A 14,644-nucleotide genomic window follows, 5' to 3' on the forward strand; every position below is an offset into this window, starting at 1 on the left:
TTTTGAACAAGATATTACTGAAAATTGCTTTCTGGAAATGTATGGGAATGTTTGATACAATGAGCAGGTAGCGAATGCAGATTGTGAATATCCATGCTGTTTGTCAATGCGGACTGTGAATATCCACATTTTTCCGGGGCGGGTAAGTTTTCAGGGAGAAACAGCAGGAAAGGAAACAGAAAATATGAATACAGAAGAGAAAAAGATCGCAGTGATCGGAATTGGTGGTGTTGGTGGTTACATAGCCGGGCTGCTGGCGAAGGCGTATCCGCATGTGACGATGGTTGCACGTGGCGCCAGGGCAGAGAGCATCCGGAAAAAAGGACTGGTACTCCACAGTGATTATAAGGGTGAGATCGTGGCAAAGCCAGAGCGGGTAGTTCCAATTCAGGATATGGGACAGCAGGATTATATTTTTATCTGTGTAAAAAATTATTCTCTGGCTGAGGTGTGCGAAAGTATCCGGGACATGGTCACGGATGACACAGTGATCATTCCTGTGATGAATGGTGTGGACCCGGGAGAAAACATCCGCCGTCTGGTTGGTAAGGGAACGGTTGTGGATTCGCTGATCTATACGGTGGCTTTTGCCAATGAGGATTTTTCCATTTCCCAGCAGGATACGTTTACTTGGCTTTGTATTGGAATAAAAGATGCGGATGAACGGCAGCAGAAGAAAGTTGCAGAAGTGGCAGGGATCCTGAAAGGTGCGGATATTGACTATAAGGATCAGGGGGATATCGAGGTGGAGATCTGGAGAAAGTATATCCTCAACTGTGCCTTTAATGTGATGACTGCTTTTTATGATAATACCATCGGGGAGCTCCGCAGAGATCCGGTGAAAGCGCAGCAGTATGAGAAGCTTGTATGGGAAGCTGCCAGTGTAGGTCAGGCCAAGGGGGTTGCGCTGACAGATGAGCACATCAATGAGGTGATCCATAAATTCCGCCATGTACATGCAGATAATGCAACCAGCTCCCTGCAGAGAGATTTTCGCATCCGGAGAAAACAGACGGAGCTGGAAACCTTCAGCGGCTATATTGTGAAAGAAGCGAAGAGACTTGGTGTTTCCATTCCGCTTTCCGAAAAAATATATCAGGGACTTATGGAAATAGCAGAAAAATTCTGACCGAAAAGGTGAGCTTTCCTGGTGGAATCCTGTATGCTCTGGTACAATGGGCTTGCCGGAAGTAAAGAAGCTGTGGAAGCAGCAGAGGCTGATGATTCAGCAGCAGATACGCCGGATGTAGGGGATATGCTGGCAGAGTGATAAGATCAGACCATTGTTCTGATGAAATGAAAGAACGGCTAGAGGGAGAATATCCTATAAAAAAATGGATCGGACGGATGGCTATGCTGCTGGCTTTGCTCATGGTGGGCGCATATCTGCTGTGCGTGATGCTGCCTGTATTTCTTATCGTAACTATGGTTCTGGTTCTGAAGGGCCTGATAATGAAATTGTCGGGAAAGGATACCGCAGACTACTGGAAAAAGAATTTCAGCCGTATGAGTGTACTGCACCGGCTCTTTAATTCCCTGTTTCCGCTGAGCTGGATCCTGGGAAGAGGGGGAAAAAGCAGCGGCGGAAGTTCCGGTAATGACGATGACAGAGATGATGATTATGACAGCTACGACAGCGGAAGCTCCGGAGACGGAGGAAGCTTCGGCGGTGGCGGTGCAGGCAGGGATTTCTAGTGGTGTCGGCATGAATCGCCGGTTCTCTTGTACAGCACAGGCGGAGCTTTCTAATGCTCTTGACAAAATTTCTCAACTTTGCTACAATGACGAAAATCAATTCCGTGAGGGAGTAATTCGCGTGTAGACGTGGTTTGTCAACATACTGGTGCATGCACCTGGCAAATCTTAAAGAATGAGACTCATGTATATTTTATTTCTGTTACAGAGATAGAGTATACGTGGGTCTTTTTTTATGGCTCCGGAGCGGATGAATATGCAAAGGAGAAGAAAAATGCTGTTATTTATGAAAGTGCTTTTTACCCAGTTTATTGCGGAAATGGGTGACAAAACACAGCTGATGCTGGTGGCAATGACTTCCAGGTTCAAGCTGAAGGATATTTTGCTTGGAACCGGTGTTGCTGTCCTGGTGCTCAACGGACTGGCAGTGCTTGCAGGAGGTATTATCAGTACCGTGGTCCCTACCTGGCTGATCCGTCTGATCGCAGGTGCAGCGTTCCTGTTTTTTGCGGTGACAACGCTGAAGAGTGACGATGATGAGGAAGAGAATGTTAAGGATCGTAAGATCAGATTTGCACCGCTGTCTGTATTCTGTACATTTTTTGTTGCAGAGCTGGGGGATAAGACACAGCTTACCGCAATTACATTTGGTGCCAATGAGGGACTGAGTTCAGCGGTTGTGGTATGGCTTGCCTGTTCAATGGGACTTTTTGCAGCGGATGTGATCGGACTTCTGATCGGATATCTTCTGAAAAGCAAGGCACCGGAGGAAATCCTCAATACAGTTACATTTGTTATTTTTTCCATCTTTGGAATCCTGACGCTGAGACAGGGATTTGGCCTTCTGCTTGGGGCGGGCTCTTCTATGATCCTTCCGCTTACCGTAGCAGTTACGGTTGCGTTTGTGATCGTCTGTCTTGTGCTTTATAAGCAGGCGAAAAAGAATTAAATTATTATAAGGAGCTTTGCACAGAATAGGGCTCATACCTGAAAAAGCCTCCGCATACACTGTAAAAAAGCGTCTTCGGGGGCTTGGCAGTGAAGGATTATATTGAAGAACGTGCAGTTGAGATCGCAGGATATATTGTTGAAACAAAGGCTACGGTGCGGCAGGCAGCTAAGAAATTCGGAATCAGTAAGAGTACGGTACATAAGGATTGCGTAGAACGCCTGAAAGTGATCAATCCGGCTCTGGCCATAGAAGTTCGCAAGGTACTGGATGTAAACAAGCAGGAGCGACATATCCGGGGAGGTATCGCTACCCGGGAAAAATATCTCCATGCTCACATGCGGTGAACAGGCGGGCCGGGTTAAATGCTGATCATAAAATATCAGTGTTTATGGAGCCGGGTAAACTAAAATATGAATGTCTGTGTTATTATCCGGCTTGCTCTGGTTGACATACCTGATAAGATGTGCGAAGATTTATCATACGATAGAACAGCAAAATAAAGCACATAGGAAAGAGAGGATTTTATCATGCTGAAACAGTTATCCATCTATGCAGAAAATAAAAAGGGTGTTATGCAGAACATTACCGGTATCCTGAAGGACGAGGATATCAACATTCTGGGCTCTGTGACCAATGACAGCGCAGAGTACGGAATCGTACGAATGGTAGTTTCGGAGCCGGATAAGGCAATGGAGGCTCTGATTGCTGCAGGATATCTCTGCCACGTGATCGAGGTGATCGGAGTGGAGGTTGAGGATAAGACCGGAAATCTGAATGATCTGCTTCTTACACTGAAGGACAGTAATGTGAGCGTGGATTATCTGTACCTCTCCTTTAACCGTGATTCCGGCAAGCCGATCATGGTATTCCATACCGAGGATATTATGGAAGTGAGAGCCTGCCTGAAATCCAGAGGCTATACCGTTTTATAAAAACAGAATTTTACCGTGTGGTAGAGGCTTTTATCCGTTTGATAAATATTAAAATATTCTATATTATAAACACTATGGCCATGCTATCATAAATCCATAATAGTTCTTAACCTGTAAACAGCCACCGCAGGATATGTGAATATCCGTATCATACAGGCCGGGAACTAAAAAACTCATCACATAAGGTTAATAATTACACCCATGAAGAGATCTGTGGATCAGCGTACACAGATTCCTTCAGAAAGAAGCTGTTACGTTGGCGGAGTTTTCTGTGTCTCCAATGATGTGACAGCTTTTTTCTTTTGCTCTGAAAAAATTCGCAGTAATTTCACAAAAACATGATACAGTAGGAAACATGCTATGATCTGTTTTGCAAAAATGTTCAAGTTTATGAGCATGCGATAAGGTAAAACGCAGATGTTTGATTTACAGAATACAGAGGATCAGAAAAAAAGGCGGAAAAGAAATAACAGTATTTCAGAAAATAACAGCCGGTAGATAATTCAGCTGTCCAGAACAGAACAGTCTGGAATTACTGCAGACAGACGAGGAAATGAAATGAGACCAATAAGAATACAGAAAGCAGAAAAAAACAAAAAAAAGGGAAACAGAGGGTGGATCTATCTCCTGGCGTTTCTGTTTCCGGTGCTGATCTTTACGCTGGGCTTTGCACTGAAGGGTGTTTATCCTTTTGGAGAAAATTCGGCGCTGGTGGTAGATGGAGTCCATCAGTATACAGCCTTTTACAGGGAACTTTCAGAGCAGCTTGGAAAGGGAGCGGGCTGGACCTGGTCCGCACATGCCATGGGATATAATTTTTACGGATTGTTCTGCTATTATCTCTGCAGTCCGTTCAGCTTCCTAATACTGCTGTTTATGAAATTCATGTATGTAAACGAGGCTGTCACTGCGGTGATCCTGATCAAGGCAGGGCTTTGCAGCGTATCCATGGCATGGTATTCCGGAAAAAAATATCCGGGCAGAGGAAGTATGGCAGTTTCTCTTGGCTGTATGTACGCACTGTCTAATTTTCTTATAGGCTATTACAGCAATGTGATGTGGCTGGACTGTATCATGCTTCTTCCGGTGCTTGCATATCTTATTGAACAGCTGGTGCATACCGGAAAATGGCGAGGGTATTGTCTGTTGCTGGGGTACTGTATTTTAACCAGCTATTATATGGGATTTATGTTATGCACATTTGCTGCTTTTTATTATCTGGCAGAGCTGGCTGCGGCAGAATCCGGTCGACGACCGGAGAAAATCCGTTTTTCATTATTGAAATTTGCCGGGGCGTCTGTTTCCGGAGCCGGACTTGCAGGAATCACACTGATCCCCGGAATTGCTGCGGTATCCAGAACTGCAGCGGCGGAAGAGGCAGGCACCGGACTTTCGGGAGTGTACGGAGATATCTGGAAACAGCTGGGAGCATTATTCGAGGATTCTCTGTCCTTTGTAAAATCCGGCGACCAGGGAGATGTGAACCTTTACTGTGGCTGTGCAGTGCTGCTTTTTGCCGGGATTTATTTTCTGAATAAAGAAATCCGCACAGCAGAAAAAATCGTAACAGTTATATTGATCGTTTTGTATTTTGCGGGGATCCATATCACAGCGCTGAATCTGCTTTTTCACGGATTGCATAAACCTGTGGGAATCCCCAATCGTTTTGTGTTCATCCTGATATTTCTGCTGCTGAAAATGTCCTGTGATGCATGGGGAAATGTGAAAAATGAAAGCACAGGAAGAATTTTTGCCGGACTGATCGCTGCAGAGGGCTTCTGTATCGTTGTGGGGATCAAAAGCGGAAATATCTGGGGACTTCTGCTTACAGCAGGGGTTCTTGCAGTATTCTTTCTGGTTATGTGGACGGAACGGTGTATCTGTAGAAAACTGTCCGGTCATGCCTTCTGCTGTGTGGAGATCCGAAAGCTGGGATGTCTGGTGCTGGCAGTGCTGATCCTTGCAGAGACAGGAATTCACGGAATCGTCAGTATTACAGATAATGGAACCGCAAACCGTGATATTTATGTGGAAAGTGAGCAGGAGGTTTGTGGATTACTGGAATCTGCCGGTGTGGATCAGGTGGATTACCGTGCCGCTATCGTAAATCCTCTTGTGAGAAATGAAGAGATGCTGTATCAGCTGAACGGGATATCTATGTATTCCTCTACTAATACAGAGGTAATGTGGGATTTTGTAAAAAACATGGGCTTTGAAAATCTGGAAAATCGTTTTCAGTATGCGGGATCCACGGAAGTGACGGATATGCTTCTGGGAATACGATATCTGTTTTGCAGGAATACAAGAAAGCTTCATACTGTTTATAAAAAAATCGGAGAAAGCCAGTCCTTTGATCTCTATGAGAATCCGAGAGCACTGAAAGCAGGATATATGGTCAGTGATTCCGTACTGGACTATGCAATGGAAGGAACAGATCCACTTGAGGTTCAGAACCGGCTGCTCAGCGGTATTGCGGGAAAAAGACTGTACAAAATGCAGACGGTGTCTTCAGAAGCAGTATGGGCCGGGACTGCGGATTTTGATATTTCGCTGAAAAAAGGGGAGCATGGGTATCTCTATATTCCGGGGACAGAGCCGGAAACAGTAACGATCAACGGCCAGGAGCAGAAATCCGATTACTGGAATAATAATTTCCTGGATCTTGGCACTTATGATACGGATACGGTTGTGCATGTAACTGCGGAAACCGGAATGCAGGAAGCGGTTCTGGGAACTTACCGGGAATCGGACCTGGATGAGATCTATGAAATGCTTTCTTCCCGGCAGATGGATCTGAAGAATGGAAAGGGTACCATAGCTGCAGCAAAGGATGGAATGCTCCTTCTCAGCATATTTTATGATCCTGATATGCAGATTTATGTAGATGGGAAAAAGGTCAATGGGAAAAGCATCCAGGGGCTTACCGGTGTAAAGCTTTCGGCCGGGACACATACGGTTACTGTGAAATATCGGACTCCGGGGCTGCAGACGGGAGCAGTTCTTTCTATATTAATAGCAGGAATACTGGGAATACTCTGGTATATCAGCAGAAGAAAAACGGGTATTTCCGGCAGGTTGTGACATCTATGGAGAAAACCGTGTAAACCCCCTGTAAAATCAGCAAAAATTCTTTATAAAACACCTTGACAAGCCCTGTATTTACGGGCTATAATGAGCAAGCGTGCGAATGAAACGTTATATTTTCGCATGCCGTAATTTGTAAATAGCAACCGCAAGGCCCCATGGGAAAGCCCATGGAGAAATAAATCGGGAGGTGAAATGGAATGCCAACATTCAACCAGTTAGTAAGAAAGGGCCGTCAGACAGCTGTTAAAAAATCTACAGCACCGGCTCTGCAGAAAACATACAACTCTTTAAGAAAGAAAGCAGTTGATCAGGCTGCTCCACAGAAACGTGGTGTTTGTACTGCTGTTAAAACAGCTACTCCTAAAAAGCCTAACTCAGCTCTTAGAAAGATCGCCAGAGTTCGTCTTTCCAACGGTATCGAGGTAACAAGTTATATTCCAGGAGAGGGTCACAACCTTCAGGAGCATAGCGTTGTTCTTATCCGTGGAGGAAGAGTTAAGGACTTACCTGGTACAAGATACCACATCATCAGAGGTACTCTTGATACCGCAGGTGTCGCTAACAGAAAACAGGCTCGTTCCAAATACGGAGCTAAGAAACCTAAAGTTAAAAAATAATTTTTGTAGATCAGAAATCTACGCCGCTTCCTGATTGCAGATAATCAGGAGGATTACAAAGATATTATTCATCTAATGTATTACAGCGGAAGACTATAAGGATTTGTACGGTATTCCATATACCCTGTCGGTTGCGGGTTAAATATAGGACCTTACCAGTGCGAACATGCAATAGTTTTACTGCGTGAGTACCGATGATATAATCAATATGATTAAGGAGGGAAGTAACGTGCCACGTAAAGGACATACTCAGAAAAGAGACGTTCTGGCTGACCCGATGTACAATAACAAAGTGGTTACCAAGCTTATCAATAACATCATGTTAGACGGTAAGAAAGGTGTTGCTCAGAAAATTGTATACGGTGCATTCACCAGAGTAGAGGAAAAAGCTGGTAAACCAGCAATTGAAGTATTTGAAGAGGCTATGAATAACATCATGCCAGTTCTCGAGGTAAAAGCAAGACGTATCGGTGGTGCTACTTATCAGGTTCCGATCGAGGTAAGAGCAGACAGACGTCAGGCACTTGCTCTTCGTTGGCTTACAATGTTCTCACGTAAGAGAGGCGAGAAGACAATGGAAGAAAGACTGGCTAATGAGCTTCTGGACGCAATGAACAACACAGGTGCATCCGTTAAGAGAAAAGAAGACATGCACAAGATGGCTGAGGCAAATAAAGCATTTGCTCACTATCGCTTCTAATTCGAGGAGGAAAATTCATTGGCTGGAAAAGAAGGAAGAGAATATCCATTAGAGAGAACCAGAAATATCGGTATCATGGCGCATATCGATGCTGGTAAAACAACTCTTACAGAGCGTATTCTTTATTACACAGGTGTTAACTACAAGATCGGTGATACTCATGAAGGTACAGCAACAATGGACTGGATGGAGCAGGAGCAGGAGCGTGGTATCACAATCACATCCGCTGCTACAACATGTCACTGGACTCTTGAGGAGAACTGCAAACCAAAGCCAGGTGCTCTTGAGCATCGTATCAACATCATTGATACACCAGGACACGTAGACTTCACTGTTGAGGTTGAGCGTTCCCTTCGTGTACTTGATGGTGCTGTCGGCGTTTTCTGTGCTAAGGGTGGTGTTGAGCCGCAGTCAGAGAACGTATGGCGTCAGGCTGATACCTACAATGTACCTCGTATGGCATTCATCAACAAGATGGATATCCTTGGTGCAAACTTCTACGGTGCAGTAGAGCAGATCAAGACTCGTCTTGGTAAAAACGCTATCTGCCTTCAGCTTCCGATCGGAAAAGAGGATGACTTCAAAGGAATCATCGATCTTTTCGAGATGAAAGCATACATCTACAATGATGAGAAGGGTGATGACATCTCTATTACTGATATCCCGGAGGATATGCAGGAAGATGCAGAGCTTTATCATACAGAGCTGATCGAGAAGATCTGCGAGCTGGATGATGACCTCATGATGGAGTATCTTGAGGGAGATGAGCCTTCTGTAGACAGACTGAAAGCTGTCCTCAGAAAAGCTACATGTGAGTGTACAGCAGTACCGGTTTGCTGCGGTTCCGCTTACAGAAACAAAGGTGTTCAGAAACTTCTGGATGCAATCCTTGAGTATATGCCGGCTCCTACAGATATCCCGGCTATCAAGGGTGTTGACCTTGACGGCAACGAAGTTGAGAGACATTCCTCTGATGAGGAGCCGTTCTCCGCTCTTGCATTCAAGATCATGACTGACCCATTTGTAGGAAAACTTGCTTATTTCCGTGTTTATTCAGGAACAATGAACTCCGGTTCTTATGTACTGAATGCCACAAAAGATAAAAAAGAGCGTGTTGGACGTATCCTTCAGATGCACGCTAATAAACGTATGGAGCTGGATAAGGTTTACTCCGGTGATATCGCTGCAGCAATCGGATTCAAATTTACTACAACAGGTGATACAATCTGTGATGAGCAGCATCCGGTAATCCTTGAGTCCATGGAGTTCCCAGAGCCAGTTATCGAGCTCGCGATCGAGCCTAAGACAAAAGCTGGACAGGGCAAACTTGGTGAGGCACTTGCTAAGCTTGCTGAGGAGGACCCGACATTCCGTGCTCATACAAATCAGGAAACAGGACAGACCATTATCGCTGGTATGGGTGAGCTTCACCTTGATATCATCGTTGACCGTCTTCTTCGTGAGTTCAAGGTTGAGGCAAACGTTGGTGCACCTCAGGTTTCTTACAAAGAGACAATCACCAAGTCTGTTGATGTAGACAGCAAGTATGCTAAACAGTCTGGTGGTCGTGGACAGTATGGTCACTGTAAAGTTAAATTCGAGCCTATGGATGCCAACGGAGAAGAGCTGTACAAGTTCGAGTCCACAGTTGTTGGTGGTGCTATTCCGAAGGAATACATCCCGGCAGTTGGCGAAGGTATCGAGGAAGCTATGAAAGCTGGTATCCTCGGAGGATTCCCGGTAGTTGGTGTACATGCAAATGTATACGATGGTTCTTACCATGAAGTCGATTCTTCTGAGATGGCATTCCACATTGCAGGTTCTCTTGCATTCAAGGATGCTATGCAGAAAGCAGCTCCGATTCTTCTTGAGCCAATCATGAAGGTCGAAGTTACTACACCAGAGGATTACATGGGCGACGTTATCGGTGATATCAACTCCCGTCGTGGACGTATCGAGGGTATGGAAGATATCGGTGGCGGTAAGATGATCCGTGGATATGTTCCGCTTTCCGAGATGTTCGGATATGCTACAGACCTTCGTTCCAGAACACAGGGACGTGGTAACTACTCTATGTTCTTTGAGAAATATGAGCAGGTTCCGAAGTCTGTACAGGAGAAGATCCTTTCTAAGAAGGACTGATCTACTATAAAATAATAAAATGCTTGCAAATAACCTTGGTTTGCAATATAATCAAGGTTAGCAAGTTTAAATCTGAAAAAATGCTCTGATCACAGAGTCAAGTTTTTTAAGGAGGACATTTTAAAATGGCAAAGGCTAAGTTTGAGAGAACAAAACCGCATTGTAACATTGGTACCATCGGACACGTTGACCATGGTAAAACAACTTTAACAGCAGCTATCACAAAAGTTCTGTCTGAGAGAGTAGCAGGAAACACAGCTACAGATTTCGCTAATATCGATAAAGCTCCAGAGGAAAGAGAGCGTGGTATCACAATTTCTACAGCACACGTTGAGTATGAGACAGAGCATAGACATTATGCACACGTTGACTGCCCAGGACATGCTGACTACGTTAAGAACATGATCACAGGTGCAGCTCAGATGGATGGTGCTATCCTTGTTGTTGCTGCTACAGACGGTGTTATGGCTCAGACTAAAGAGCATATCCTTCTTTCCCGTCAGGTAGGTGTTCCTTACATCGTTGTATTCATGAACAAATGTGATATGGTAGACGATGAGGAGCTTCTTGAGCTCGTAGAGATGGAGATCCGTGAGCTTCTTTCCGAGTATGACTTCCCAGGAGATGACATTCCGGTTATCCAGGGTTCTGCTCTTAAAGCTCTTGAGGATCCGGCTGGCCCATGGGGAGATAAGATCATGGAGCTTATGGATGCTGTTGACAGCTACATTCCGGACCCACAGCGTGACACAGATAAACCGTTCGTAATGCCTGTAGAGGACGTATTCTCCATCACAGGACGTGGTACAGTTGCAACTGGTAGAGTTGAGGCTGGTGTTCTTCACGTATCTGATGAGGTTGAGATCGTTGGTATCAAAGAAGAGACTCGTAAAGTTGTTGTAACTGGTATCGAGATGTTCCGTAAACTTCTTGATGAGGCTCAGGCTGGTGATAACATCGGAGCACTTCTTCGTGGTGTTCAGAGAAACGAGATCGAGCGTGGACAGGTTCTTGCTAAACCAGGAACACTTACATGCCATACAAAATTCACAGCTCAGGTTTACGTTCTGACTAAAGACGAGGGTGGCCGTCATACACCATTCTTCAACAACTATCGTCCGCAGTTCTACTTCAGAACAACAGACGTAACAGGTGTTTGCAACCTTCCAGAGGGAACAGAGATGTGCATGCCTGGAGATAACATCGAGATGACAATCGAGCTGATTCATCCGATCGCTATGAGCCAGGGTCTTACATTCGCTATCCGTGAAGGTGGACGTACTGTAGGATCAGGTCGTGTTGCTTCTATCATCGAGTAATACAATCTGAATATAGATTTGTTATCGTAAGATAACGTTGTGTCCAAACGTAAGATACCCCGGAAACCTTGTGTTTCTGGGGTTTTTCTGTTGAGTGGAAAGTAAAATCACCTATGAGTTTTCAAGATAAAAGTAAGCAGAAAATTAATCAGTAAGACGAAGTACAAATAAACTAAAAACCGAATAATCAGACCAGCGGTGCCAAAACGGTGCCAAAAAGAAACTCCTGCGAATGTTTGCTATTCACAGGAGTAATTTTTTTACCAGCCTTTGATCTGTTTGATCTGTTCAGCACGTTCTGGATCACGATGATATTGTAGTTTTAGACGGATAGTTTCCACAATATCCAGCTTTTAAAAGATGACAAGGAGCAGGCAGTTAAAGATAAAGAGGAAGCTGAGAAGCGTGCGGAAAAAGCCGAGAAAGATCTGCATAGCCTGGAAGAACGCAGAGAACGGTTACAGCCGGTAATGGATAATGTCAGCAAAGAAATAAAGGAATATGGAACAGTGAAAACTCTACTTCCAGAAGCTGGTGCATTGGAACGTGCAACAACTTACCGGGATAAGAAAATAAAACCACTGTTTACTCAGGTGAAAAATAAAATTGCTGCGATGGCTGCACAGGTTAAAGAACTTGCCGAAGAAGTAGAAAAATGGAAACACAAATATCAGAAAACAAAGCAAGCATATAACCAAATACAAAGAGAGTTAGATACAGTGCGTGAAGAAAAAGAGCAGTTATTTGATGAAAAACAACAATTGAAGGATGTTTCTGATAGATATGACCGGGTAGTGCGTGTTCTTGGAGAAAATGCTGTAGATGATGCGGTACAACAGGATATACAGGAGCAGAAGGCATTAGAAGAAAAGCGACAAATGGAGCAAATGCCAACAGGAAGTATTCACGAAAGACTTACCTGGGGAGCCAGAAAGAGCGAGATGGAGAATCAGCAGCGTAAGAAAAATAAAATAAAAAACAGAGGAATGGAGAGATAAGATGATGAAAAAGCACATTTATGATGAAAGCAATGGATTAAGTTACACACTGCATGGAGACTATTACCTGCCAGATCTGGCAGTGAATGAGGGAGAACCGACATATGGTAAATACGGAATGTTGCGGAAACAGTTCCTGAAAGAGCATAGACCGGCACGATACCAGTATTTATTTATGACTGGGGAGCTGACGGTACATCTGAACCGAGTCGATCAGGAGGCCAGAGAGCAGGTGGAAACCTTGGTAAAGCAGATTGAGGAAAAACAAGGTGTGACGGAACAACTGAAAATGCAGGATCTGATGAAATGGGTTGGATTGATAAATAATATAAAGGCATATGCGGAGGAAATTGTGTTGAAAGAGAGCGTGTATATGTGAGCAGAAAGGGCAGTCGGAAGGCTGCTCTTTGGCAATCTAAGAATAGAGTTATGGGATAGAATATGATAAAATGTAAGAGATAAATCGGTATTTATCAGAAAATGAGGAATAGTTGAAATGGAGGCGCTATAATAACATGAAGATTGAAGGGAACCAGAAAGAACTGGATGCAATGGTAGAATTTCATAAGGGAAACCGTGTCGAGGGGCTGAGACTGCAAGAAGAATTTGCAGCGGAATTTCGTAAGGAGTATAAAGACAAAGATCACTGTCCTTGCCTGAAAGCCTGTCGTTATCACGGAAACTGTAAGGAATGTGTAGCAATCCACAGAGCGCATCAGGAACATGTTCCTAATTGTATGCGACCATTGATTAATAAAAAATTGAAATTGATGTCAGAATTAACAGAGCATACCTTGCTACGAAAATAAAACACGTAGCAAAAAACTGAACCTTGACAACAAATGTTTTCAACAATTATGAAAGCATCACTATAAAGCAGTCACAGTATTGGCTGCCTGTAGTGAGAGATTGATCGTATTTAAGAAAGGCTAGCTTTGAGCTTCCACATGATAACCATGCTTTTCCAATTCCCGTATATAACGAGAAAGCTGTTTTTGTTCACAGTGCTTACGTCTTGTTTCAAAACAGGATTCGTCAAATACAGTTCCTTGTTTTAACATTGTGTAGATGATGACAAGAAGTTTTCGGGCAAGTGCGACAATCGCTTTTTTGGCTCCTTTTTTCTGTTTGATTCTCCAGTACCATGCCGAAAGATAAGTGTTGCGTTTCCCTGCAATCACCCAGGCAATTTCGCAGAGCATACTTTTTATGTAAGGATTGCCTTTTGTGACAGAGGTGCTTTTTCGTTTTCCAGCACTTTCGTTATTACCTGGGCACAGACCGGCCCATGAGCAGATGTGTTCCGCAGTTTTAAACGGCTTCATATCAATACCGATTTCAGCAATAATTGCACAGGAAGCAGTTGTGCTTATTCCATAGATGCTATTCAACTGCTCAACCTGCAGGACAAATGGAGCCATATCTTCCTCGAGACTCGTTTCAATTTCAGCAAGATGTTTCTTTAAAGAATCATAATGAGTCATGAGAATCCTTAAAAATGCCTTTTGGTGTTCTGACAGTGTTCCGTTCACGGACATGAGAATTTCATCAATACGGTTTCTGGTCTTGGTTTTGAGACAAGAATCTAAAGCAGTTTTATCAATCTGCCCATGTTCAATTAAATGCAGAATGATGTTTCTACCCGAAGCGCCAAAAATATCAGAAATAAAGGATGATAGACGGAAGCCGGAACTTTGTAAAAATTTCTCAATCCTGTTCTTCTGTGATGTAATATCGCGGATGACACTCTTACGGTAACGATTTAGATCGCGGAATTCCCGAATTCTTTTTTCGGGAATAAAACTTCCGTTCAAAAGTCCGGCGCGAAGCAAGGTGGAAATCCATTCGGAATCCCGCATATCGGTCTTTTTGCCAGGAACATTTTTCATATGGCGTGCATTTACAACAAGCAGGGTAATGTCACCAGAGAAAGCATCCTCCAGTATTTCATAAATCGGCATCCAATAGATACCGGTGCTTTCCATAGCTACATGATGGCAGTTTTTAGAAACGATCCAATGCCGTAATGCTATCATATCCGGAATCAATGTAGAAAACTCACGGATTTCAGAACGGGTTGGCTTGCCCAGAGGACCAGTCAGGATACATGCAACAATTTTTTCTTTGTGGACATCCAGTCCACAGGAAATTTCCAGAAGGTCTTTCATACAGAACAACTCCTTTACTATAGAATTGGCAGAA

The 14,644-nt window shown here is 43.9% G+C and carries 14 protein-coding genes; 13 read left to right on the forward strand and 1 reads right to left on the reverse strand.

Going from position 1 to position 14,644, the window contains the following annotated elements:
• Window positions 1-184 precede the first annotated feature (184 nt).
• From V9W66_RS11305 to V9W66_RS11365, 13 genes are all read left to right on the forward strand, one after another.
• Window positions 185-1,129, forward strand: a complete 945-nt coding sequence (locus V9W66_RS11305) for a ketopantoate reductase family protein (protein WP_059086618.1) — start codon at window positions 185-187, stop codon at window positions 1,127-1,129.
• A 137-nt stretch (window positions 1,130-1,266) separates the two neighbouring features.
• The gene (locus V9W66_RS11310; protein WP_144092440.1) at window positions 1,267-1,695 is read left to right on the forward strand and encodes a hypothetical protein; all 429 of its coding nucleotides are present in this window, start codon (window positions 1,267-1,269) and stop codon (window positions 1,693-1,695) included.
• Window positions 1,696-1,969: 274 nt separating this feature from the next.
• Window positions 1,970-2,644, forward strand: a complete 675-nt coding sequence (locus V9W66_RS11315; protein ID WP_144092438.1) for a TMEM165/GDT1 family protein — start codon at window positions 1,970-1,972, stop codon at window positions 2,642-2,644.
• 89 nt (window positions 2,645-2,733) lie between these two features.
• Window positions 2,734-2,991: a sporulation transcriptional regulator SpoIIID gene (gene spoIIID, locus V9W66_RS11320; RefSeq protein WP_021653046.1), complete on the forward strand. Its 258-nt coding sequence runs from the start codon at window positions 2,734-2,736 to the stop codon at window positions 2,989-2,991.
• A gap of 183 nt (window positions 2,992-3,174) precedes the next feature.
• On the forward strand, window positions 3,175-3,579 hold the full coding sequence (locus tag V9W66_RS11325; RefSeq protein ID WP_021653044.1) for an ACT domain protein: 405 nt from the start codon (window positions 3,175-3,177) through the stop codon (window positions 3,577-3,579).
• A 558-nt stretch (window positions 3,580-4,137) separates the two neighbouring features.
• Window positions 4,138-6,660, forward strand: coding sequence for a YfhO family protein (locus tag V9W66_RS11330; RefSeq protein WP_144092436.1), 2,523 nt, complete (start codon window positions 4,138-4,140; stop codon window positions 6,658-6,660).
• A gap of 203 nt (window positions 6,661-6,863) precedes the next feature.
• Window positions 6,864-7,283: a 30S ribosomal protein S12 gene (gene rpsL / locus V9W66_RS11335; protein WP_144092434.1), complete on the forward strand. Its 420-nt coding sequence runs from the start codon at window positions 6,864-6,866 to the stop codon at window positions 7,281-7,283.
• Between the two features lie 229 nt (window positions 7,284-7,512).
• Complete coding sequence (rpsG, locus tag V9W66_RS11340) at window positions 7,513-7,983, forward strand: 30S ribosomal protein S7 (protein WP_059086633.1); 471 nt, start codon at window positions 7,513-7,515, stop codon at window positions 7,981-7,983.
• An 18-nt stretch (window positions 7,984-8,001) separates the two neighbouring features.
• Entirely contained in the window at window positions 8,002-10,125 is a 2,124-nt protein-coding gene (fusA, locus tag V9W66_RS11345; RefSeq protein ID WP_279231177.1) for an elongation factor G, read from the forward strand.
• A 125-nt stretch (window positions 10,126-10,250) separates the two neighbouring features.
• Window positions 10,251-11,444, forward strand: coding sequence for an elongation factor Tu (gene tuf, locus V9W66_RS11350; RefSeq protein ID WP_144092432.1), 1,194 nt, complete (start codon window positions 10,251-10,253; stop codon window positions 11,442-11,444).
• Between the two features lie 470 nt (window positions 11,445-11,914).
• Complete coding sequence (locus V9W66_RS11355; protein WP_144092430.1) at window positions 11,915-12,442, forward strand: hypothetical protein; 528 nt, start codon at window positions 11,915-11,917, stop codon at window positions 12,440-12,442.
• Window positions 12,443-12,446: 4 nt separating this feature from the next.
• A complete protein-coding gene (locus tag V9W66_RS11360; protein ID WP_144092444.1) occupies window positions 12,447-12,821 on the forward strand; it encodes a TnpV protein in 375 nt (124 codons plus the stop codon).
• A 136-nt stretch (window positions 12,822-12,957) separates the two neighbouring features.
• A complete protein-coding gene (locus tag V9W66_RS11365) occupies window positions 12,958-13,251 on the forward strand; it encodes an LPS biosynthesis protein (protein ID WP_144092428.1) in 294 nt (97 codons plus the stop codon).
• Window positions 13,252-13,371: 120 nt separating this feature from the next.
• On the opposite strand, the gene V9W66_RS11370 is transcribed toward V9W66_RS11365, so the two are convergent.
• On the reverse strand, window positions 13,372-14,610 hold the full coding sequence (locus V9W66_RS11370) for an IS110 family transposase (RefSeq protein ID WP_439362778.1): 1,239 nt from the start codon (window positions 14,608-14,610) through the stop codon (window positions 13,372-13,374).
• Between the last annotated feature and the right edge of the window lie 34 nt (window positions 14,611-14,644).

The organism is Blautia massiliensis (ex Durand et al. 2017) (assembly GCF_051861785.1).
GTDB classification, from domain to species: Bacteria; Bacillota; Clostridia; order Lachnospirales; family Lachnospiraceae; genus Blautia_A; species Blautia_A luti_A.

Bases quoted from the DNA above. Each gene is read 5' to 3' on its own strand.
- V9W66_RS11365 (WP_144092428.1), top strand. From the start codon at position 12,958: ATGAAGATTGAAGGGAACCAGAAAGAACTGGATGCAATGGTAGAATTT.
- V9W66_RS11325 (WP_021653044.1), top strand. From the start codon at position 3,175: ATGCTGAAACAGTTATCCATCTATGCAGAAAATAAAAAGGGTGTTATG.
- tuf (WP_144092432.1), top strand. From the start codon at position 10,251: ATGGCAAAGGCTAAGTTTGAGAGAACAAAACCGCATTGTAACATTGGT.
- V9W66_RS11355 (WP_144092430.1), top strand. From the start codon at position 11,915: ATGGATAATGTCAGCAAAGAAATAAAGGAATATGGAACAGTGAAAACT.
- V9W66_RS11305 (WP_059086618.1), top strand. From the start codon at position 185: ATGAATACAGAAGAGAAAAAGATCGCAGTGATCGGAATTGGTGGTGTT.
- V9W66_RS11370 (WP_439362778.1), bottom strand. From the start codon at position 14,610: ATGAAAGACCTTCTGGAAATTTCCTGTGGACTGGATGTCCACAAAGAA.
- V9W66_RS11360 (WP_144092444.1), top strand. From the start codon at position 12,447: ATGAAAAAGCACATTTATGATGAAAGCAATGGATTAAGTTACACACTG.
- rpsL (WP_144092434.1), top strand. From the start codon at position 6,864: ATGCCAACATTCAACCAGTTAGTAAGAAAGGGCCGTCAGACAGCTGTT.
- V9W66_RS11315 (WP_144092438.1), top strand. From the start codon at position 1,970: ATGCTGTTATTTATGAAAGTGCTTTTTACCCAGTTTATTGCGGAAATG.
- V9W66_RS11330 (WP_144092436.1), top strand. From the start codon at position 4,138: ATGAGACCAATAAGAATACAGAAAGCAGAAAAAAACAAAAAAAAGGGA.